The 20606-nt window shown below is 44.9% G+C and carries 19 protein-coding genes and 1 tRNA gene; 9 read left to right on the top strand and 11 right to left on the bottom strand.

Annotated elements, in window-relative coordinates; genetic code table 11:
* The first annotated feature begins 172 nt into the window (after nt 1–172).
* Nucleotides 173–790 carry a bifunctional phosphoserine phosphatase/homoserine phosphotransferase ThrH gene (gene thrH / locus F905_RS08545; protein ID WP_005179690.1) on the top strand — a complete coding sequence of 206 codons (618 nt, stop codon included), beginning with the start codon at nt 173–175 and terminating at the stop codon, nt 788–790.
* A gap of 63 nt (nt 791–853) precedes the next feature.
* Here the strand turns inward: thrH and F905_RS08540 are convergent, their stop codons facing one another.
* From F905_RS08540 to fahA, 7 genes are all read right to left on the bottom strand, one after another.
* Nucleotides 854–1978 (bottom strand): OmpP1/FadL family transporter, encoded by a 1125-nt coding sequence (locus F905_RS08540; protein ID WP_005179687.1) that lies wholly within the window; start codon nt 1976–1978, stop codon nt 854–856.
* A gap of 309 nt (nt 1979–2287) precedes the next feature.
* Nucleotides 2288–3871 (bottom strand): outer membrane protein transport protein, encoded by a 1584-nt coding sequence (locus F905_RS08535; protein WP_005179684.1) that lies wholly within the window; start codon nt 3869–3871, stop codon nt 2288–2290.
* 451 nt (nt 3872–4322) lie between these two features.
* Nucleotides 4323–4970 carry a 3-oxoacid CoA-transferase subunit B gene (locus F905_RS08530; protein WP_005179681.1) on the bottom strand — a complete coding sequence of 216 codons (648 nt, stop codon included), beginning with the start codon at nt 4968–4970 and terminating at the stop codon, nt 4323–4325.
* Nucleotides 4971–4973: 3 nt separating this feature from the next.
* The gene (locus tag F905_RS08525; RefSeq protein ID WP_005179680.1) at nt 4974–5675 is read right to left on the bottom strand and encodes a CoA transferase subunit A; all 702 of its coding nucleotides are present in this window, start codon (nt 5673–5675) and stop codon (nt 4974–4976) included.
* Nucleotides 5676–5693: 18 nt separating this feature from the next.
* Complete coding sequence (locus F905_RS08520) at nt 5694–6269, bottom strand: VOC family protein (RefSeq protein WP_005179677.1); 576 nt, start codon at nt 6267–6269, stop codon at nt 5694–5696.
* A 25-nt stretch (nt 6270–6294) separates the two neighbouring features.
* Nucleotides 6295–6933 carry a maleylacetoacetate isomerase gene (gene maiA, locus F905_RS08515; protein ID WP_005179676.1) on the bottom strand — a complete coding sequence of 213 codons (639 nt, stop codon included), beginning with the start codon at nt 6931–6933 and terminating at the stop codon, nt 6295–6297.
* The gene (fahA, locus tag F905_RS08510; RefSeq protein ID WP_005179674.1) at nt 6920–8230 is read right to left on the bottom strand and encodes a fumarylacetoacetase; all 1311 of its coding nucleotides are present in this window, start codon (nt 8228–8230) and stop codon (nt 6920–6922) included. Before fahA ends, maiA begins: the two co-directional genes overlap by 14 nt.
* Before the next feature lie 233 nt (nt 8231–8463).
* Between fahA and F905_RS08505 the strand changes: the two genes are divergently transcribed.
* Nucleotides 8464–9240 (top strand): IclR family transcriptional regulator, encoded by a 777-nt coding sequence (locus tag F905_RS08505; RefSeq protein ID WP_005179671.1) that lies wholly within the window; start codon nt 8464–8466, stop codon nt 9238–9240.
* A gap of 106 nt (nt 9241–9346) precedes the next feature.
* Here the strand turns inward: F905_RS08505 and F905_RS08500 are convergent, their stop codons facing one another.
* From F905_RS08500 to F905_RS08490, 3 genes are all read right to left on the bottom strand, one after another.
* Nucleotides 9347–10498: an IS4-like element ISAbe18 family transposase gene (locus F905_RS08500; RefSeq protein WP_005176703.1), complete on the bottom strand. Its 1152-nt coding sequence runs from the start codon at nt 10496–10498 to the stop codon at nt 9347–9349.
* A 126-nt stretch (nt 10499–10624) separates the two neighbouring features.
* Nucleotides 10625–10700: transfer RNA gene (locus tag F905_RS08495), tRNA-Arg, on the bottom strand.
* Nucleotides 10701–10785: 85 nt separating this feature from the next.
* Nucleotides 10786–12141: an amino acid permease gene (locus tag F905_RS08490; protein WP_034597873.1), complete on the bottom strand. Its 1356-nt coding sequence runs from the start codon at nt 12139–12141 to the stop codon at nt 10786–10788.
* A gap of 328 nt (nt 12142–12469) precedes the next feature.
* On the opposite strand from F905_RS08490, the gene prpF reads away from it, so the two are divergent.
* Nucleotides 12470–13660, top strand: coding sequence for a 2-methylaconitate cis-trans isomerase PrpF (gene prpF / locus F905_RS08485; protein WP_005179664.1), 1191 nt, complete (start codon nt 12470–12472; stop codon nt 13658–13660).
* A gap of 211 nt (nt 13661–13871) precedes the next feature.
* Nucleotides 13872–14780 carry a farnesyl diphosphate synthase gene (locus tag F905_RS08480; RefSeq protein ID WP_005179661.1) on the top strand — a complete coding sequence of 303 codons (909 nt, stop codon included), beginning with the start codon at nt 13872–13874 and terminating at the stop codon, nt 14778–14780.
* A 36-nt stretch (nt 14781–14816) separates the two neighbouring features.
* On the opposite strand, the gene F905_RS08475 is transcribed toward F905_RS08480, so the two are convergent.
* Entirely contained in the window at nt 14817–15173 is a 357-nt protein-coding gene (locus F905_RS08475; RefSeq protein ID WP_005179658.1) for a hypothetical protein, read from the bottom strand.
* Nucleotides 15174–15643: 470 nt separating this feature from the next.
* Between F905_RS08475 and ndhC the strand changes: the two genes are divergently transcribed.
* The 5 genes from ndhC to nuoF all read left to right on the top strand — a co-directional run bounded on the left by ndhC (nt 15644) and on the right by nuoF (nt 20600).
* Nucleotides 15644–16189, top strand: a complete 546-nt coding sequence (gene ndhC / locus F905_RS08470) for an NADH-quinone oxidoreductase subunit A (RefSeq protein WP_005179655.1) — start codon at nt 15644–15646, stop codon at nt 16187–16189.
* 6 nt (nt 16190–16195) lie between these two features.
* On the top strand, nt 16196–16873 hold the full coding sequence (locus tag F905_RS08465; RefSeq protein WP_005179652.1) for a NuoB/complex I 20 kDa subunit family protein: 678 nt from the start codon (nt 16196–16198) through the stop codon (nt 16871–16873).
* 87 nt (nt 16874–16960) lie between these two features.
* The gene (gene nuoC / locus F905_RS08460; RefSeq protein ID WP_005179647.1) at nt 16961–18748 is read left to right on the top strand and encodes an NADH-quinone oxidoreductase subunit C/D; all 1788 of its coding nucleotides are present in this window, start codon (nt 16961–16963) and stop codon (nt 18746–18748) included.
* A gap of 14 nt (nt 18749–18762) precedes the next feature.
* The gene (gene nuoE / locus F905_RS08455) at nt 18763–19272 is read left to right on the top strand and encodes an NADH-quinone oxidoreductase subunit NuoE (protein WP_005179645.1); all 510 of its coding nucleotides are present in this window, start codon (nt 18763–18765) and stop codon (nt 19270–19272) included.
* Nucleotides 19269–20600 carry an NADH-quinone oxidoreductase subunit NuoF gene (nuoF, locus tag F905_RS08450; protein ID WP_005179643.1) on the top strand — a complete coding sequence of 444 codons (1332 nt, stop codon included), beginning with the start codon at nt 19269–19271 and terminating at the stop codon, nt 20598–20600. Before nuoE ends, nuoF begins: the two co-directional genes overlap by 4 nt.
* Nucleotides 20601–20606: the final 6 nt, after the last annotated feature.

The following is a 20606-nucleotide window of genomic DNA, read 5'->3' as shown; positions in this document are numbered from 1 at the left end:
AAAACCTATATTAATTTATTTCGGCTGTATTTTAATAGAAATGCCAAAACCGACTTATCACTAAAAAATCAATGCTTATGAAAAAAATAGATTTAAAAAATAACAAGTCAAAAGCACGATCTTGGTCTATGATAGAGCAAATTTTTTTCAATGACAGATATGGGGAGCATTCATGGAAGTTGTATGTCTTGATCTTGAAGGTGTGTTGGTTCCAGAAATTTGGATTAACTTTGCAAAAAAAACTGGGATTAAAGAGCTAGAAGCGACAACCCGTGATATTCCTGACTATGATGTATTAATGACACAGCGTTTGAATATCTTAAAACAGCATGGTTTAGGTTTAAATGATATTCAGGAAGTGATTGCCGATATGGGTCCTTTTCCGGGTGCCAAAGAATTTGTGGAATGGTTGCGTACCCATTTCCAGCTAATTATTCTATCTGATACATTCTACGAGTTTGCCCATCCGCTAATGAAGCAACTGGGCTGGCCAACCATTTTCTGCCATAAACTGGAAACTGATGAAAATGGCATGATCACCGCGTACAAGCTGCGTCAACCTGACCAGAAGCGTCAGGCGGTAAAAGCATTACATGGTTTGAATTTCCGTGTGATTGCCGCAGGCGATTCTTATAATGACACCACTATGCTTGGCGAAGCCGATGCCGGTTTCCTGTTTGATGCACCTGAAAATGTGATTGCAGAATTTCCACAATTCCCTGCAATTCATGGTTATGCAGCATTAAAAGAAGCAATTCGTGGTGCTTCGGTACGTGATATTCCTGCTTAATCTGAAGTTGAATATAACAAAGGGCATCATTTGATGCCCTTTGTTATACTTGGTTTTGAAAATTTAGAAGCGGTAGCCAATTTTTAAGCCATAACCTAATGCGTAGTTATCGGTAAATTCACCCACGATATTGCCACCCGTTTGAGCATGAGCATCACCTAACCAAAAATATTTTACGCCAGCTTGAATAAAATAGTTTTCTGCTGGGCTATATTGACCACCTAAGCCAACACTCCAATAACCTTCTGTTGGACCTAAAGTGGTGACAGGGTTACCCGCACCAGAGTCATAACCTACAGAAGCAGAACCAGACCAATGACTATTAAACTTGCGACCCACGCCTACGGTTGCAGACCATTGATCATCTGAATAGTCAATAAGGTTATTGCCAGAAGCTGCATTTAAAAACTTTGGTGTGACCGCAAATTGATCCCAATGTGCCCAACGGATATTGGCAAAAGCTAAAGTGTTGGCTGCAACACCTGTTTGAAAATCAATGTTTACTGATTGCGGAGTTACAACTTCAGTGAGTGCATTTGGTCGTTGAATTGCACCAAACCCAAAAGTTTCAGTAGTATCAAGTTCATGTTTGATTTCTGAACGATAGGTAATCGCAGTTTTTAACGCGATTTCAGGAATTTGATAAGCAAAACCAGCAAGCCAACCGTATGCTTCATCTTCTTTTAAATTAATGTCGTAGCTGCCAAGTTTAGAAGCACCCCCGTACGCAAGTCCACGTAAAGATACTGTACCTTGTACGGTTTGATAAACAGGACCCACGTAGAAATTCCAGTTTTCTGTAGGTTGGTAACCAATTAAAGCTGAAAGATTGTGTGTTTCTACTTCTACTTGGGTTGCTTCACCATTCGCGCCAAAAACTGGATTATTTGAAGGGTAGAGAGATTCGGCGCCAAATGGTTGGTCATATAAAAGACCTATAGAAATGTGTTCAGTTGCTTGTACTTTAATCGCAGCAGAAGGGAAATAATAATCTTCTGCCATATCGTTAACTTTCAATTGATTAGATTGAACTTTGGGATCTAAAATTGAAATACCTGCTTCTGCATAATTACCCGGTTGTAAAAATGCAGCAATAGATTGACCAGAACGGTCTAAGCCAGCAGCAAGCGCAGGTGTAAGTGGGAGAGTGCTAAGTAAAATAGCCGAATAGATTTTATTGAGCTTCATGGTCGTTCCCTGATGCTTTATGTAACAAAAAGTTCAGGAAAAGTAACATATTTGAAAAAAGAGTAAATGCTCAACTTCGCAGAATAAATGAACTGAATAAGTTATAAATAGCAGTTGATTAGAGTGAAAGTACTATTTTCAGGTCTTAAGTAAATGAATTTTATTAAATAATTTTTTAGGGTAATGTTTGGGTAAATACGAGTTTAATTGCTTTAAATTTAAACATTTGGTTAACACTTGTATAAAAACTAGAAGTTTTTAGTGCAAAAAAACCACCCCGAAGGGTGGCTCTATTGAAAAATATTGAAATTAGAAGCGGTAACCGATTTTGAGGCCATACGCCCAAGCATCGTTATCTTCGAACTCTGCTACATACTCATTGCCGCCTGCTTGAGCACCGGTCTGTGCTTTAGCATCACCTAACATGAAATATTTAACGCCCCCAGCAATGAAGTAGTTTGGTGCAGGTGAATATTGAACACCTAAACCGACATTCCAATAACCTTCTGTTGGGCCAAGTGTTGATACAGGGTTACCTGCACCTGAATCCCAACCTACAGAAACGTTACCCGCCCATTGCTCACTTAGTTTGCGACCTACACCTACAGTTGCAGAAATTTGGTCATCTTCATACTCAACTAGATTGAAGCCATTAGGACGTTCAACGATAGGGCCAACTGCTTCGGAAATTAAACCGAACTTATTTGGGCGAATTGAGAAGTTAGACCAATCTACCCAACGTACATTTGCGAAGGCAACAGTATTGGCCATAATACCTGTTTGGAAATCTAGATTAACAGATTGAGGTGTAGTAATTTTAGTTTCACCACTTGCCGCTGCAATAGCTGCTGCTGCTTCAGCACCTCCATCTAAAAGTGCTAAAGCAGGAAGGGTAGGAATATTCTCATTAATATTAACGTTGTGATCAATCTCTGAGCGATACGTTAGGGATGCTTTTAATGCAATTTCTGGAATTTGATAAGCAATACCTGCTAACCAACCTACAGCGCTGTCTTCTGGAATGGAGGCATCATAGCCATTGTATAGGCTGTATGCCTGACCACGTAAAGATACATTACCTTTAATAGTTTGATAAACAGCACCACCATAAATATTCCAGTTCTCAGTCGGTTGATAACCCATTACAAACGATAGATTTTGAGTATCAACTTCAACTTTGGTGTTACCTGTACCAAGTGGTGCTGTAGCTAATACATCATCAACTTGTTGATTGCCTGCTTGTTTCGCTCCTTCAAGAATAATACCTTTAGCAGTTTCAGTACCGCCAGATGCGGTGATTAAGTTTTGTACTTGTGTTTGTAGCGTTGATCCAAATGCAGGATCGGTTGGAGCAAGACCAGCATTAATTAATTGGCTTGCAACACCTGCAGTAATGATTTGTGTATCTGTTAAATCACTGAAATTTTGTAGAGGTGTATTCTGACCTGTTAGTGCATCACTAATTTCTTTACTGCCTTGGGCAATAGCTGTTTCAACGTTAGATTGAATTAATCCATCAAGTACAGGTTGAGGTAATATTGTATTTGTAGCATCTGAAACAAATGCATTATTGCCAGTATATTCGGCTTCAGCACCAAATGGTTGGTCATATAAAATGCCAAATGAGAATTTGTTGGTTGGTTGAAGCTTTAAGGCTGCACTAGGGAAGTAATAATCGCCAGCCATATCACCAATATTACGGCGAGTAGGGGTTTCACCTGCTTCCTTACCAGAAACACTTGGATCTAATACAGAAATTCCTGCTTCAAAATAGTTACCTGGTTGTAAAAATGCAGCCATAGATTGACCAGAACGATCTAGAGCTGCGGCAAAAGCACCCGTCATTGGTACTGTTGCCAAAATCATTGCTGCGCTAAGCGTTTTTAATTTCATTCTTCATTTTCCCTTGATGCACAAAGTTTTAACAAAATTTTCTGATGCTTGTTTGTTTGTTGACTCTGGAGAGATCAGTGTTTTATCACTGAAATCCTTTGTTACTCCATGTGACAAAAATAGCACAATTAAAATAAGAGTAAATGCTCTACATGAACTATTGAGTATAAAATCCAACCTCATTAGAGCTTAAACTCTAAATTAATCTTATTTTTTTATTGTTATTTATTGATAAATAATAAAAAAATTATAAAAAGAGATGTTTTTTTAATATTTTCAACTGATTGAAATTTGATCAATTTTAATGGCTGAAAATTTGATGCTTATTTCTTTGAAACTATAATTTTTGAGATTTAATTCAAAATTTTAGAGACGGGCATGCTCTTAAAAATCAGGTGATTAGTGGGTTAAAAACAGAAGCAGCTATTTGGCTGCTCCTGATCTGTGGGATTTAAGCTGCATCTAGATCCGTTGTGATCAGCTTGGCACCTGTAGCAGCCTGAATCTGCGCAACAGTCACATCTTTGGCCAGTTCTACGAGCTTTAAGCCCTGTTCAGTCACATTAATCACGCCGAGATCACTAATAATCCGGTTGACGACGCCTTGACCGGTCAGGGGTAGACTACATTCGGAAAGTAGTTTTGGGCTGCCATCTTTGGCACAGTGTTCCATGAGCACCACGACTTTCTGTACCCCAACCACCAGATCCATGGCGCCGCCCATGCCTTTGACTTTTTTACTTGGAATCATCCAGTTAGCCAAATCGCCACGTTCCGACACCTCCATGGCACCTAAAATGGCAATGTTGACATGCCCACCGCGAATCATGGCGAAGGACTCTGCGCTCGAGAAAAATGATGCACCCGCTTGTGCGGTTACCGTCTGTTTCCCGGCATTAATCAGGTCAGGATCAACCGTGTCTTGAGTCGGAAACTCACCAATGCCCAGCAGGCCATTTTCAGACTGTAGCCAGACGTTGATATGTTCTGGAATATAGTTGGCGACCAGGGTGGGCAGACCAATCCCTAAATTGACATAAAAGCCATCTTGCAGCTCAAGTGCAGCACGCTGGGCCATTTCATTTCGCGTCCATGCCATGGTTTAAGCCTCCGCCTTTAAGGTCACCTGTTCAATCCGTTTTTCGGGTGTGCTGTTCAATACCACACGGTTGATATAAATTCCAGGCAGATGGATCTCATCCGGATCCAGCTCGCCAATTTCCACAATCTGCTCGACTTCCGCAATGGTAAATTTGCCGGCCATGGCACATTCAGGATTAAAGTTACGGGCAGTTTTGCGGAATATTAGATTTCCAGCTTTATCTGCCTTGTAAGCTTTAATTAATGCAACATCGGCAGTTAAGGCGTGTTCCAGAATATAGGGTTTTCCTTCAAATTCACGGACTTCTTTGCCTTCGGCAATCAGTGTGCCGACCCCGGTTTGCGTGTAAAAGGCCGGAATCCCCGCGCCGCCAGCACGTAATTTTTCTGCCAGTGTGCCCTGAGGGGTCAGTTTCACTTCCAGTTCACCGCTTAAATACTGGCGCTCAAATTCCTTGTTTTCACCAACATAGGAAGAGATCATCTTTTTAATCTGTTTGGTCTGTAGCAATTTACCCAAACCAAAATCATCGACTCCGGCATTGTTGGAAATACAGGTCAGTCCCATCACCCCGGTATTTTTTAGCGCTTCAATTAAGGCTTCAGGAATGCCACAGAGGCCAAAACCACCCACTGCGAGAGTTTGCTGATCGGCCACCACATCGGCCAACGCCAGCTCAGCAGTTGCTACTACTTTATTCATCTGTTTTAACCTGCTTGTTTAGCTGTCGACTTTGGCACTGCCAGCGTTGTTGTCTAACTCGGAGGCATGCAGGAAATGGGTATGATGCGGCGCGCGTTTGGTCTTGCTCCATTGCTCCAGCATTTCATGCTTCATGTCTTCGGTAATCAGGGCGATTTTTTCTGGCGCAGCTTCATCATCGTAGGCCAGTTCCAGACGATGGCCATTCGGATCAAAAAAGTAAATTGAATGGAAAATGCCATGATTGGTCACGCCTAAAACCTCGACACCATTGGCTTCCAGATGCGCTTTGGCTTCGAGCAGTGCAGCGCGGTCTTTGACTTTCAGGGCGATATGCTGCACCCATTTCGGGGTGTTTTCATCACGGCCCATTTCTGGCTGGGTCGGCAGTTCAAAAAAGGCCAGTACATTGCCATTGCCGGCATCCAGGAATAAATGCATGTATGGGTCAAAGGCTTTGGTCGACGGCACATAGTCTTCGGCAAAAGCCAGAATAAAGTCCATATTCAGGTTTTTTTTGTACCACTCGACGGTTTCTTTGGCATCTTTACAGCGATAGGCAACATGGTGAATTTTTTCAATTTGAATGGTCATGGTTCAATATCCTTATTGATGAATCTTAGGCGGCATCCGCTTGTGCTTCGGGGGCGGCCTGTTGAAATGCAGGCAGGGTGAGACAATGGCTATAAATCGCGGCAATTTTTGGAAAATAGGTTAAATCGACATGAAAGCGCTGGGCGTTATAGACCTGTGGAATCAGGCAGCAGTCTGCAAAAGTGGGCTGATCGCCAAAACAGAAGCGGCCATTGGAATCGGTCAATTGTGCTTCCAGACTCTGAAAGCCCAAAGTCACCCAATGCTGATACCATGCCGTTTTCTGTTCATCGCTGAGTTGGAGCGTGCCGCTTAAATATTGCAGCACGCGCAGGTTATTAATCGGATGAATATCGCAGGCAATGCTCTGGCAAAAAGCACGGATTTTGGCACGTTGCTGTAGATCAGCGGGTAACAGGGCTGGCTGCGGATATTTTTCTTGTAGATATTCCAGAATACTCAGCGACTGGCTCAGCTGAAAATCATCCTCCACCCAGGCCGGAATCAGGCCGCTTGGGTTGATTTGACGATAGGCAGGCTGATGCTGTTCGCCGCCATTGTTTAGCAAATGTACCGGAATAATCTCAGCTTTTAAGCCCTTCAGGTTCAGCGCAATCCGCACCCGGTAAGCAGCTGAACTGCGAAAATAACTATACAGTTTCATGGGCAGCATCCTGCGCTTCATCTGTGGCAAAGTTAAATTGCACTGCAGGCAAGACGGTGCCGCTGACTTCACCAAAGCCAATGCGCAGGCCATCTTTTTCACAGTAGCCTTTCATGATTAGCGTGTCGCCATCTTCTAGGAAACCACGCTGTTGACCGTTGGCCAAAGTTAACGGTTTGCTGGTGTTCCAGGTCAGTTCCAGCAAGGAGCCATAAGAATCCGGCGTTGGACCAGAAATGGTGCCGGAACCCATTAAATCGCCAACCTGAACATTACAGCCTGAAACAGTGTGATGGGTCAGTTGCTGTGCCATCGACCAGTACATATATTTAAAGTTGGTCTGGCAGATCACATCGCTCTGTTCCGATTGTGCGGCTTTGAGCTCAACCGACAAATGGATGTCATAGCTGTTATCGACCTGTTCTTCACGTAAATAGGCCAGGGGACGTGGCTCTTGCACCGGGGTACGGGTTTTAAACGGTTCCAGCGCCTCCATGGTCACAATCCATGGTGAAATGGATGAAGCAAAGGTCTTGGCATTAAACGGCCCTAAAGGCACATATTCCCATTGCTGGATATCACGTGCTGACCAGTCATTGAACAGCACCATGCCAAAAATATGCTCCCAAGCATTCTCAATTGAGATTGGTTCACCCAGTTTGTTGGGTTTGCCAACAATAAAGCCGGTTTCCAGTTCAAAATCGAGTTTACGGCAAGCCGAGAAAATTGGACGTTCGGCATTTGGTAACTTGATCTGGCCAGATGGGCGTACCACCGGTGTACCACTCACCACCACAGAACTGGCGCGGCCATTATAACCGACCGGTAATTCTGACCAGTTCGGTAATAGCGCATTTTTGGGATCGCGGAACATGCAGCCGACATTGGTGGCATGTTCTTTAGATGAATAGAAATCGGTATAGCCCGGAATATGTACCGGCAGATGCATATGCACTTCTGCCTGAGCGAAGAAAGCCTGTGCACGTAAACTGTCATTGTCACGTAATGTCGGGTTGTCGGCAGACAGCAGGCTTTGTAATTCCTGACGGATTTTGCGCCAGTTGTGTTGACCCGATTCAATAAATTTATTCAAGGTCGGCTGATTAAAATAACTTTCGCCGGCCTGAATGCTGAGAAAACCGTTCGCTTCCAGCATGGCCAAATCCACCACCCATTCACCTAAGGCTACACCAATACGGCGATGGCCCGTTGGGCTTTCGCTAAATACGCCATACGGCAGGTTCTGAATCGGGAAATCTGAATGTGCTGCAACGTCTACAAATGCTTGCTGAGTCATATGGGGTTCCTGCATATCTCGATGAAAACGGTCCAGTGTTTTCTATCTGGGGAGTGATCTGGATCACTTGATTTTTGTCATAAATCTCATCATACTCATTTTTATTAATTACGCAATAGTTAATTAAATTACGAATATCGTAAAAATGTAAATAAAAGAATTCTGCAGAGATGCATTTATAAATCAGAACAGCACGCTAAAATGCTCGGTGTTTACAGGAGAGTAAAATTCTTATGTCAGAAAAGAATCAGGTGGGCGTGCAATCTTTAGAGGTGGGTTTAACCGTGCTGGATGCGCTGATGACCTATCGTCATCCGGTCATGCTCAAAGATTTATCTGAAAAACTGGCCATGCATCCGGCCAAGGTGCACCGTTATATGGTCAGTCTGGTACGTATGAATTATGCCAAGCAGCTGGAAGATGGTCGTTATGCACTGGGCGATCAGGCTTATCGTTTTGGTCTGAGCTGTATCCAGCGCAGTGACAGTCTGCAGGCGGCACAGGCACAGATTAATGAACTGCACCGGCATTTGGATTGTGGATTGCAGATTAGCAAATGGACGACGCAAGGCCCACTGATTGTACAGTGGCTGGAGCCGAATCAGCCAGTTTCGGTAATTACCCGTGTCGGTTCGATCATGCCGATGCTGAATTCGGCCACCGGCCGGGCTTATGCTGCGTTTATGCCGGAAGCATTGGTGCGACCTTTGCTGGAAAAAGAATGGCAGCAGCATCAGGCACAGCAGAAAGTGGTCTATCCGCAGAACTGGGATGAATTTTTAACTTTAAAACAGCAGATTCTAAGTGAAGGTGTGGCCACGGTCGCAGGCGATTTGCTGGCCGGAATTCATGCGATTTGTGTGCCGGTATTAAATCAGCACCATGAAATTGAATATGCGATTTCGGTGTTGGGCACTGCTTCGGATTTGCCGCTGGATATGCAGCATCCAAAAATCCAGTATTTAAGAGAGATGGCAGCACGTTTAAGCGCACAGTTACAGCCGATTTAAAATGGTGGGGGAATTCGCCAAGGCAGCTACGCGAGTTGCTTCATCTCGGTGAAGTGCTGAAGATAAAAAAGGAAGGAGATGCGCCTCATTGCTGTCCCACAATTTTTCACAAGAGGAAGCTCATTTGAGCTTCCTCTTGTTTTATGGGTATTTTATCGGGTGAAAATAAAGCTTTTAAAGTTCTTCTTTCAAACAAATTCACTTGAATTATTCTGAGTAAACGTTGAACTGTCCAACCTGTTTTTCCTAAATGTCGAGCGAAACTCACCAATAAATAGGCGATCATCGCAATCCAGATTTGTGTCTGAATTGCGTTCCTGCTGCGGCCTAGAAACGCTTTTAATTTGAGATTCTGCTTAATCGCCTTAAAGAACAGCTCAACTTTCCAACGATCTTTATAAATCGCCGCAATGGTGGAGGCGGCTAAATGAAAGTTATTGCTGAGAAAGCTAAAGTGCTTGCCACTTTGCTGATCTCTATATTCAATTCTTCTTAACACTGGGGCTTTTCTTTTTAGGGCATGTGCGCTATTCAGCTGAATGGTTTCATCTTTTAGAATACCTTTGGATTCAAGCACTGGATGTTGCTGGATCACCTGATACACAGATTTAGGCCTAAAACGTGTGACAAATCCAATGTTTTGAGCAGTCAGATTTGCATACCATTGGTAATCGACATAGCCTTTATCAAAAACTACAATGCTGCCAGCAGGAAACTGGAATTTGCGGCCTTGTACCATGTCATTTTCTTTGCCATTTTCAACTGCAACAAACTCAGGAATATCATTGCTGTGATTCAATCCTATACTGAGTTTCATGCTGGCTTTTGAGTCGTGAACTTTGGCCCATTCACATAAGGAAAGCGACAGGTCAATATGACTGGCATCCAAGGAATACAAGGGATTCTTAAAGCGAAATTTATGAGCTACTTTTGAGTGTTCATAGTATTTAAGCAACTTGTAAAATAGCTGTTGATACAAGGCAGCAGGCTGCTGCTCATTGATTCGTGCCAGCGTGCTTCGGGGAATAGACTTTGCTCCGAGATGACTCAGCTTTTCCTGTTGGCACTCCAAATTGGATTGAATATCTCTCAGACTTTGCCTACAAGAGAATTGAGACATCAATATGGCAATAAACTGATCCCACCGGGAAGCCGCTCTAAATTTCTGTCCAACATGGTGTACTTTAGCAAGTTGTTCAAAATCCTGTCGCACAACAGGTTTAATTAGCTCATGAAATACGGTATTCTGATGTGACAAAACCTGAATCCTGGTCGTTAAAGTGTTTGTTTGCACTCATATTTTAACTGTTAGGACTCAGGTTTTTTTATTTAAAGCAAACTATGGGACAGCAGTGAGATGCGCCTTCCTTTTTTATAGATACGATGGTGTGCCCTGCGGGACTCGAACCCACGCCGGTCGCTTAGGAGGCAACTGCTCTATCCAGTTAAGCTAAGGGCACAAAACGCCCTTAATTTAGCTGAAAAAAAGCTGAAAAAAAAGTTATTACCGAAGTAATAACTTTTTCTTTTGTCAGTAAAAATAACTTAGCTGTTTTTTTGTTTTAGCAATTTAAACAGACCCCACATCAGCACAATCCAGACCGGAATCATATACACCGATTCGCTAAAGCCTTGGGTCCACATAATGTACAGGATGGTGGCAATAAACAGCAGCACAATCACGTTACCCACAGGTGACCACAGTGCAGGGAAAGAGGTGGTTTGACCTGAGTTTTTCATGGCCTGAATAAACTTCAGGTGAGTCAGGGTAATCATGGCCCAGTTCAGTACCAAGGCACCGACCACAATATAAATCAGGTGGCTTAAAGCATCTTCCGGTACAAAGTAGTTCAACAATACACAGCCAAAAATCAGCAGGGCAGAGAACAGCACCGCAGGAATTGGCACGCCTTGCTTGTTCACTTTCAGGAATACTTTTGGCGCATTGCCTTGTTGGGCCAGACCGAACAGCATCCGGCTATTGGCATACATACCACTGTTATAAACCGACAGCGCCGCCGTTAAAATAATAAAGTTCAGCAGATGTGCCGCCCAGCCAATGCCTAACTGGCTAAAGATCATCACGAATGGGCTTTTATCCAGACCGCCCAGTTCCAGCTGATTCCATGGCACTAACGACAGTAAAATCGTCAATGAACCAACATAGAAAATCAGGATACGGAACACCACCTGATTGATGGCTTTGGGAATGGTCTTTTTCGGATCCTGCGCTTCTGCTGCTGCCATACCAATTAGCTCGATCCCGCCAAAGGCAAACATCAGGAAGGCCAGCATGAAGAATAAGCCTTCAAAGCCGTGCGGGAAGAATCCGCCATGGCTCCAGAGGTTGCTAAATGAAGCAGTCGAGTTGGCATCTGCGGTCAACAGGAGGTACAGACCAAAAATGATCATCGATACTACTGCGGCCACTTTAATAATTGCCAGCCAGAATTCTGATTCCCCATAAAATTTTACATTGCCGAGGTTGATCAGGGTAATGACAATAAAGAAAAACAGGACCGAGGACCAGGCCGGAATATGCGGCCACCAGTAGTTAATATATTTGGCGACAGCGGTGAGTTCGGTCATGGCGACCAGAATATATAAAATCCAGTAATTCCAGCCGGCCAGGAAGCCAGGGAATTTCCCCCAATAGCGATAAGCAAAATGGCTGAAAGAACCTGCAACCGGTTCATGAACAATCATTTCGCCCAGTTGGCGCATAATTAAAAATGCAATTAAACCCCCAATCGCATAGCCTAAAATAATAGAGGGACCTGCGGATTGGATGACTTGAGCGGAACCTAAGAATAAGCCAGTACCAATCGCGCCGCCCATGGCGATGAGTTGGATATGACGGTTCTTTAAGCCACGCTGAAGTTGAGAAGACTCGTTGTTCAAAGTGTTCAGCCCGACAATGTATAATAAGTGGCTCGATTGTAATAGATAGTTGCAAATTAGCCTAGTAGATCACCAGTCGCTTCAGAACAGCTCATAAAATCGAAAAATGGTCATTTTTTTGAAACAATAATTGAATCAAGATATTAATTTTATTGGCTATATTTTTTTAGGCTTGAAAATTTCAAGTCTGCAGCCAAAGATTTGGGTAAATTTTATACTTAAGTCCAGTTCGCCTGATTTTTTAAGCAAAAGACGTTATCATTTAAAGCAAGCAAAAACCTTGCTTTGGATTATGTAATACAACGAAAAATCAAAGGATTAGATAAGAATGCGCTGCGCTCCACAAATTAAAATTGCAGCCACCTATATGCGTGGCGGTACTAGTAAAGGTGTCTTTTTCAAATTAGATGACTTACCAGTCGAAGCGCAAGTGCCTGGAAAAATTCGTGATCAGCTACTGCTACGGGTCATTGGCAGCCCGGACCCTTATGGCAAGCAGATTGATGGCATGGGCGGCGCCACTTCCAGTACCAGTAAAACCGTGATTCTGGCCAAAAGCAGCCAGCCGGAGCATGATGTCGATTATCTATTTGGTCAGGTGGCAATTGATCAGCCTTTTGTGGACTGGAGCGGTAACTGTGGCAACCTGACTGCGGCGGTGGGTGCTTTTGCCATCAGTCAGGGGCTAGTGGATGCCGATAAAATTCCGGAAAACGGTCTGTGTACCGTACGCATCTGGCAGAAAAATATTCAGAAAACCATTATCGCGCATGTGCCAATCACCAATGGTCAGGTGCAGGAAATCGGTGATTTTGAGCTGGATGGTGTGACTTTTCCGGCAGCAGAAGTACAAATTGAATTTTTAGATCCGGCCGATGATGGCGAAGAGGGCGGGGCCATGTTTCCGACTGGCAATGTGGTGGATACCTTTGTGGTACCAGATGTCGGGACTTTTCAGGCGACTTTTATTAATGCCGGTATTCCGACCATCTTTTTAAATGCCGATGAAATTGGCTATAGCGGTACCGAATTGCAGGATGACATTAATAGTAATCCGGAGGCGCTGGCGCGTTTTGAAAAAATCCGGGCCTATGGGGCCAAGCAGATGGGCTTGATTGATGATGTAGCGGAAGCGGCAAAACGTCAGCATACCCCGAAAATTGCTTTTGTCGCGCGTCCACAGAGCTATACCGCATCAAGTGGTAAAAATATTCAGGCTGAAGATGTCGATTTGCTGGTGCGTGCCTTGTCGATGGGTAAACTGCACCATGCCATGATGGGCACTGCTGCGGTGGCCATTGGGACAGCCGCTGCCGTGCCGGGGAGCTTGGTGAATCTGGCTGCTGGTGGTGGCGAGCGTGAAGCGGTGCGTTTTGGTCATCCTTCTGGGACTTTACGCGTCGGCGCGCAAGCGGTGCAGGAAAACGGTCAGTGGCAGGTGAAAAAAGCGGTGATGAGCCGTAGTGCGCGGGTGCTGATGGAGGGCTGGGTACGTGTACCGGCCGAGGTGCTGGAATAACGCTGACTTGATTTTGCCTGAATTAATGAATTCGTCTCTATGCTTAATAGGGGCGTTTTTTTATGGGTTGAGATTGAAAGCTGAAAAAAAACTGAAATATCCGCTTGTCTGTAGTTAAGGCTTAAAAAAACTTAAATTAGAGGTACAATGCGGACAGGGGGTTGGCCAGTGACGGCTAACAATCTTATAGAACAACCAATTCGAGGCAAATGTGTCATCTCTCACTGACGTCCCTGTAACCGTGTTGACTGAAGCGCAACAACGTATCCAACAAGATTTATTGACGGCCTTAGACGCTTTTGCCATTCCTGAGCCTTTAAAAGGGGCGGTCTATCATGCGGTGATGCTGGGTGGAAAACGCGTGCGTCCGGCCTTGTGTTATGCCACAGCAGCCTTAAAACCGAATACCAATATGGCGGCAGTGCGCCGTGCAGCGGTGGCGATTGAGCTGATTCACTGCTATTCGCTGGCGCATGATGATTTGCCTTGTATGGACAATGATTTGCTGCGCCGTGGCCAGCCGACCTGTCATGCCGCCTTTGGTGAAGATACTGCACTGTTGGCGGGTGATATTTTGCAGTCAATGGCCTTTGAGGTATTGGGCAGCCGTCTGTTTGATCAGGGGGCGGCAGTAGATGCGACAATTGTGCTAAAGCAGATGCAGATTCTGGCGACCGCGTCTTCCAAGATGGTGTGCGGACAGGTGCTGGATTTACAGGCCGAAGGCAAACAGGTTGATCAGGCTGCGTTAGAAACGATTCATCGCAATAAAACCGGTGCTTTAATTTCTGCGGCGATTATGATGGCTGCAGTAGCGATTTTTGAGGGTACCGATCGCGCGATTCCACAACTGCGTGAATATGGGCAGGTGATTGGTCTGGCCTTCCAGGTCCAGGACGATATTCTGGATATTATTTCTGATACTGAAGTGTTAGGAAAAACTGCCGGTAAGGATGAGCAGGTGGAGAAATCGACCTATCCGGCATTGATGGGGCTGGAGCAGGCACAGGCTTATGCCACAGATTTGCATGATCAGGCTTTGCAGGCGCTAGACTATTTTGCTGAAGATGCCGCCGCATTAAGAGCCATTTCACAATTTTTATGGCAACGTAAAAGTTAATTAAAAAAGCGTGTTGTCAAAACACGCTTTTTTGTTTTATTCCTGGATTTTGGCATCCGGAGCAATCAGGGCTTTGCCTTTTTTAAGGCCTTCCAGTGCAGCCTGATTAAAGTCAAACAGCAGCTTATTGTCTTTGGCATCAATACTGTAGCGGCTAATCAGTTTCTGGTCACCGTCCAGGGTATCCACCGTGTACTCATCAGCAATATTTAAAATACCATCGAGGTTAATACTGGCTGAGGCTTTGTCCTGACGGAACAGCTCGTAAATATCACGTAAATCGAAAATGGCATTGTTCGCGTCTGGATGTTTCTCAATATAATTTTCAATATGACGCATAATTAGCTGGGCAAAGAGAAAGTACTCAGGATGATGGGTAAATTTTAAGCTCATGTATGTACTCCTTATTATTGAAATTTATAGTTCTTCTTAGGAATACCATAAGCCTTCAGATTGATGAAGCCTTAAGCGCTTTAAATTGCAAAAATATACAAATCACGCCGGCATTCAGGCGCAGAATAAGATCATCATTTTAATTCAGTGTAAATGAAGCCGAATACGGCTGGCAGGATTGGCCATTGCAAATTTAGTGATCAATAGCAGCGACTCACGCAAAATTTTGGAAAAATTAATAAATAAACATATCTTGATTTAGTAAAGCGATTATGGCCTGTAGGGGCCAACAGAATGGTGCTCTGGCATTTGTTTCGCGGAAAAATCATCCGAAAGACTAAGGCTTATAAGCTAGCAAGTGAAATCATAAATCAGGTACAATTGGCGGGATTAATTTTGTGTTTGGTGTATTTGAAGGCCAATACATACATTCTTTGTTAATAAATAGGCCTGCCAGGAGTTATCCCCGCATGAGTGCCATTACTCCATACGAATGGGCAATTATTGCCTTCGTGATCGGCGTTACATTTTTATGCGTCTTTATGCTCACTGTCCCGTTACTCCTAGGGGGTAAATCATGGGGCCGTGCTAAGCAGGAGCAGTTTGAGTCAGGTGTTGTGAGTGCAGGTGGTGCACGCATTCGCTTGTCTGCCAAGTTCTATTTAGTTGCGATTTTCTTCGTTGTGTTCGACTTAGAAGCCCTCTATCTCTACGCATGGGCAGCTTCTGTTCGTGAAGTAGGCTGGGTTGGTTTTGCAACTGCTGCTGTATTTATTTTAGTTTTACTCGTTGGTTTGATTTACGAACTGTCAACCGGTGCACTGAACTGGGCTCCATCTGACAAACGTAAAGCTGCAGGGATTAAACCTAAAATCGGTTCACCAAATATGGATCTTGCAGAAATTACCCGCTTTAACTCAATTGAAGAGCTGGTAATCGACCCTACTGGTCAAATTCCTGCTCAATCTGCTGGTCATGTGAAAAAATCACAGGCTATATCATCTGATAAGGAGTAACTCGGGATGAAATATACCTTAACCCGTGCGAATCCGGATGCTGATCAATATCCACTTCAGGAGCGCCAGATCGTTACCGATCCGCTTGAAGAAGAAGTGAATAAAAATGTGTTCATGACTCGTTTAGAAGACTTGGCACATACAGCAGTAAACTGGGGGCGTAAGAACTCAGTTTGGCCGTTTAACTTTGGTACATCTTGCTGCTACGTAGAGTATGCAACGACTTTAACCGGCGTGCATGACTTGTCACGTTTTGGTGCCGAGGTTATTCGTGCTTCACCTCGTCAGGCCGACCTCATGATTGTCGCCGGTACCTGTTTCGTGAAAATGGCCCCAGTAATCCAGCGTTTGTACGAGCAAATGCTTGAGCCAAAATGGGTCATCTCAATGGGTGCATGTGCAAACTCAGGCGGTATGTACGATATTTATTCGGTTGTACAAGGTGTGGATAAAATCATTCCTGTCGATGTGTATATCCCAGGTTGCCCACCACGTCCTGAAGCCTTAATTCAGGCATTAATGTTGTTGCAAGACCAAATTCAATTAGAGCGCCGTCCGCTGTCTGCGGTGATTGGTGATGATCTTAAGCCAGTGTATAAGCCAAAGATGATGCCAGAACGTGACCGTAAGCAAGCACAACGTATTGCGGTGAAAAACCTGCGCTCTATGGATGAAATTAAATAATTTAAGCGACAAAATCGTGGTGCACCCGTTATGGGTGTAGTTGTCGTTTAGGTTGACTGAATTTGTATTAAATAGGAAGCCAAGCCAATGGCTGAAACTGACATTGCTATGCCAGAATCAACAGCAGTTGATTCCCGCCCAGCATTTGCAATTGTAGAAGAGCTCAAAACCAAATTTGGTGAGAACTTCTATGTGCAAACGACTTTTGAAGATTTTCCAACGGTCTGGGTTGAGCGCGCACGCGTACAAGAAGTCTTGATGTTCTTGCGTACAGTGTCACGTCCATACGTGATGCTGTTTGACCTGTCTGCGGTAGATGAGCGTTTACGTACGCACCGCGACGGATTGCCTGCATCTGACTTTACCGTGTTCTATCACCTGTTGTCGTTAGAACGTAACAGCGATATCCGTGTCAAAGTTGCGCTAAATGAGAACGATCTGAATATTCCGACTGCGACCAATATCTGGCCAAATGCCAACTGGTACGAGCGTGAAGCTTACGATATGTTCGGCATTAACTTCGAAGGGCATCCAATGCTCCGTCGTATCTTGCTGCCAACCTATTGGGAAGGTCACCCGCTGCGCAAGGAATATTCTGCACGTGCCACTGAATATACCCCGTATATGCAGAACCAGGCCAAGCAGGATTTTGAACAGGAACACTTACGTTTTGTACCGGAAGACTGGGGTCTGACCCGTGGTAACGAAGACGAAGACTTCATGTTCCTGAACTTAGGTCCTAACCACCCATCTGCGCACGGTGCGTTCCGTGTCATCTTGCAGCTGGATGGTGAAGAAGTAAAAGACTGTGTACCCGACATCGGCTATCACCACCGTGGTGTAGAGAAAATGGCTGAGCGTCAAACCTGGCACTCATTTATTCCGTATACCGACCGTGTCGACTACCTCGGTGGTTGTGCGCAAAACATGCCGTATGTGATGGGTGTGGAGCAGCTGGCCGGTATTCAGGTGCCAGAGCGTGCACAATGTATCCGTGTGATGATGTCGGAACTGTTCCGTATCAATAACCACTTGCTTTATATCGGTACAGCAATTCAGGATGCCGGCGGTATGACCCCAGTATTCTATATGTTCGCCGACCGTCAGAAGATTTATGACGCGATTGAAGCGATCACCGGTTACCGTATGCACCCAGCCTGGTTCCGTATTGGCGGTACCGCGCATGATCTTCCAAACAACTGGCAGCACCTGATCCGCGAGATTCTGGAGTGGATGCCAAAACGTCTGAAGGAATACCATACTGCAGCGCTGAAAAACTCGGTGTTTGAAGGCCGTACCCGCAATGTAGCGCAGTACGATGCAAAATCTGCATTGGCTTGGGGTGTGACAGGTACCGGTTTACGTGCAACAGGTATCGACTTTGACGTACGTAAATACCGTCCATACAGCGGCTATGAAAACTATGACTTCGAAGTGCCGGTGGAGTACGAAGGTGATGCCTATGCGCGTGTCATCGTTCACTACCGCGAAATCGAACAGTCTTTAAAAATCATCAAGCAGTGCTTGGATAACATGCCATCTGGTCCATATAAAGCGGATCATCCTCTGGCTGTTCCACCACCAAAAGACAAGACATTACAAGATATTGAAACCCTGATTACGCACTTCTTGAGCGTGTCTTGGGGTCCTGTCATGCCGGCAGGTGAAGCATCTGTAATGGCAGAAGTGGTGAAAGGGGCGTCGAACTACTACTTGACTTCAGACAAGTCAACCATGAGTTATCGTACCCGTATCCGTACACCAACCTTCACGCACTTACAGCAAATTCCTTCGGTGATTAACGGCAGTCTGGTCTCTGACTTGATCATTTATTTAGCGACAATTGATGTCGTAATGGCTGACGTGGATCGCTAAGGGGTAAACGCATTATGATGATTTTGACTGATAAAAAGCCACGTGTGAATGTTGAAGGGATTTTAACTGCAGATGAAATCCACGAAATCGAACATCACATTGGTCACTATCCGTACCCACGTGCGGCATCTCTGGATGCGCTAAAGTGTGTACAACGCCGTAATGGCTGGATTGATGACGCACAGCTCAATGCGATTGCTCAACTGCTTTCAATCAGTGTTGCTGATTTAGAAGGGGTAGCAACGTTCTATAACCGTATTTACCGTCAACCGGTAGGTCGTCACGTTATTCTTCTGTGTGACTCTATCGCGTGCTTCTTGATGGGGGCGGAAACTTTGGCAGAAGCGTTCCAGCGCGAGCTTGGCATTCAGTTTGGTCAAACGACTGCAGATGGTCGTTTCACTTTGCTGCCAATCTGCTGTCTGGGCAACTGTGACAAAGGTCCAACGTTAATGATTGATGAAGATACTCACGGTCTGGTTGAAGTGACATCAATTAAACAGTTATTGGAGAAGTATGTATGAATACCGAACCAAAACCAATTTATGGCGACGGTAACCCAGAAACTCATCCATTAACTTGGCGTTTGAGTAAACAAGAGCATGTTCGTAATGCAGATGATTACGAAGCGCTTGATGGTTATGCCGGCTTCAAAAAAGCCATTAGCATGACACCGGCTGAAGTGCTGGATGTGGTGAAAGCTGCAACCGTTAAAGGTCGTGGTGGTGCAGGCTTCCCGGCGGGCATCAAATGGTCGCTGATGGCGCCAAACGACAATTCAGGTCCACGTTACCTGATCTGTAATGCCGACGAAATGGAACCGGGTACCTTCAAAGACCGCTTGTTGATGGAAAAACTTCCACATCAATTGATTGAAGGCATGCTAATTGCGGCTTATACACTGGAAGCGACTCACGGCTATATCTTTATCCGTGGTGAGTACATCGAAGCTGCACAATACTTAAATGAAGCAATTGAGCAGATTCGTGCCAAAGGTTACCTGGGCGACAACATCCTGGGTTCTGGCTGGAACTTCGAGCTGTATGTACACACCGGCGCGGGCCGTTATATCTGTGGTGAAGAAACCGCACTGATTAACTCGCTGGAAGGTCGCCGTGCCAATCCGCGTACCAAACCGCCATTCCCGCAAGTTGCAGGGGCGTGGGGTCGTCCTACGATTGTCAACAACGTAGAAACCTACAACAACTTGCCAGCCATTTTGTTACGTGGTCCTGAGTGGTACATCAACCTGTCTGCGGGTAAATCTAAAGATCCAGGTACGAAAATTTACGGTGCATCAGGTAAGGTGAAATTCCCGGGTCTTTGGGAGCTGCCTTTTGGTACCACTGCACGTGAAGTGATTGAAGAACATGCCGGTGGTATGCGTGACGGCCTGAAGCTGAAAGCATGGTTACCGGGTGGTGCATCAACAGACTTCCTGGCTGCTGAGCACATTGACCTGCCAATGGATGCAGAAAGTATCATGAAAGCGGGTTCACGTTTAGGTACCTGTCTGCTGATGGTAGTCGATGAAACCCAATGTATGGTTTCAGCAACCCGTAACTTAGAAGAATTCTTTGCGCGTGAATCATGTGGCTGGTGTACACCTTGCCGTGATGGTTTACCGTGGGCGGTGAAAGCACTGAAAGCACTCGAAGATGGTACGGGTACGAAAGAAGACATCGATCACTTACAGGAACTGACCCGTAAGCTTTGGATTGGTAAAACTTTCTGTGCACACGCACCAGGTGCGATGGAACCGTTAATGGGCGCACTCAAATATTTCCGTGGCGAGTTTGAAGCGAAAGTGGTGAATGCCGCAGCTCAGACCAGCAACGTAGAACAAGCTTAAGGAATT

The sequence above is a fragment of the Acinetobacter sp. CIP 53.82 genome (assembly GCF_000369465.1).
In the GTDB taxonomy this organism is placed as follows: Bacteria; Pseudomonadota; Gammaproteobacteria; order Pseudomonadales; family Moraxellaceae; genus Acinetobacter; species Acinetobacter indicus.
The sequence above is the reverse complement of the archived record's forward strand: the minus strand, read 5'-3'. Positions and strand labels throughout refer to the sequence as shown.

Coding starts and splice junctions, on each gene's coding strand:
- F905_RS08525 (WP_005179680.1), bottom strand. CDS start 5,675: ATGAATAAAGTAGTAGCAACTGCTGAGCTGGCGTTGGCCGATGTGGTG.
- fahA (WP_005179674.1), bottom strand. CDS start 8,230: ATGACTCAGCAAGCATTTGTAGACGTTGCAGCACATTCAGATTTCCCG.
- prpF (WP_005179664.1), top strand. CDS start 12,470: ATGCGCTGCGCTCCACAAATTAAAATTGCAGCCACCTATATGCGTGGC.
- F905_RS08505 (WP_005179671.1), top strand. CDS start 8,464: ATGTCAGAAAAGAATCAGGTGGGCGTGCAATCTTTAGAGGTGGGTTTA.
- nuoE (WP_005179645.1), top strand. CDS start 18,763: ATGATGATTTTGACTGATAAAAAGCCACGTGTGAATGTTGAAGGGATT.
- F905_RS08530 (WP_005179681.1), bottom strand. CDS start 4,970: ATGGCATGGACGCGAAATGAAATGGCCCAGCGTGCTGCACTTGAGCTG.
- ndhC (WP_005179655.1), top strand. CDS start 15,644: ATGAGTGCCATTACTCCATACGAATGGGCAATTATTGCCTTCGTGATC.
- F905_RS08540 (WP_005179687.1), bottom strand. CDS start 1,978: ATGAAGCTCAATAAAATCTATTCGGCTATTTTACTTAGCACTCTCCCA.
- F905_RS08475 (WP_005179658.1), bottom strand. CDS start 15,173: ATGAGCTTAAAATTTACCCATCATCCTGAGTACTTTCTCTTTGCCCAG.
- nuoF (WP_005179643.1), top strand. CDS start 19,269: ATGAATACCGAACCAAAACCAATTTATGGCGACGGTAACCCAGAAACT.
- thrH (WP_005179690.1), top strand. CDS start 173: ATGGAAGTTGTATGTCTTGATCTTGAAGGTGTGTTGGTTCCAGAAATT.
- maiA (WP_005179676.1), bottom strand. CDS start 6,933: ATGAAACTGTATAGTTATTTTCGCAGTTCAGCTGCTTACCGGGTGCGG.
- F905_RS08520 (WP_005179677.1), bottom strand. CDS start 6,269: ATGACCATTCAAATTGAAAAAATTCACCATGTTGCCTATCGCTGTAAA.
- F905_RS08465 (WP_005179652.1), top strand. CDS start 16,196: ATGAAATATACCTTAACCCGTGCGAATCCGGATGCTGATCAATATCCA.
- F905_RS08535 (WP_005179684.1), bottom strand. CDS start 3,871: ATGAAATTAAAAACGCTTAGCGCAGCAATGATTTTGGCAACAGTACCA.
- nuoC (WP_005179647.1), top strand. CDS start 16,961: ATGGCTGAAACTGACATTGCTATGCCAGAATCAACAGCAGTTGATTCC.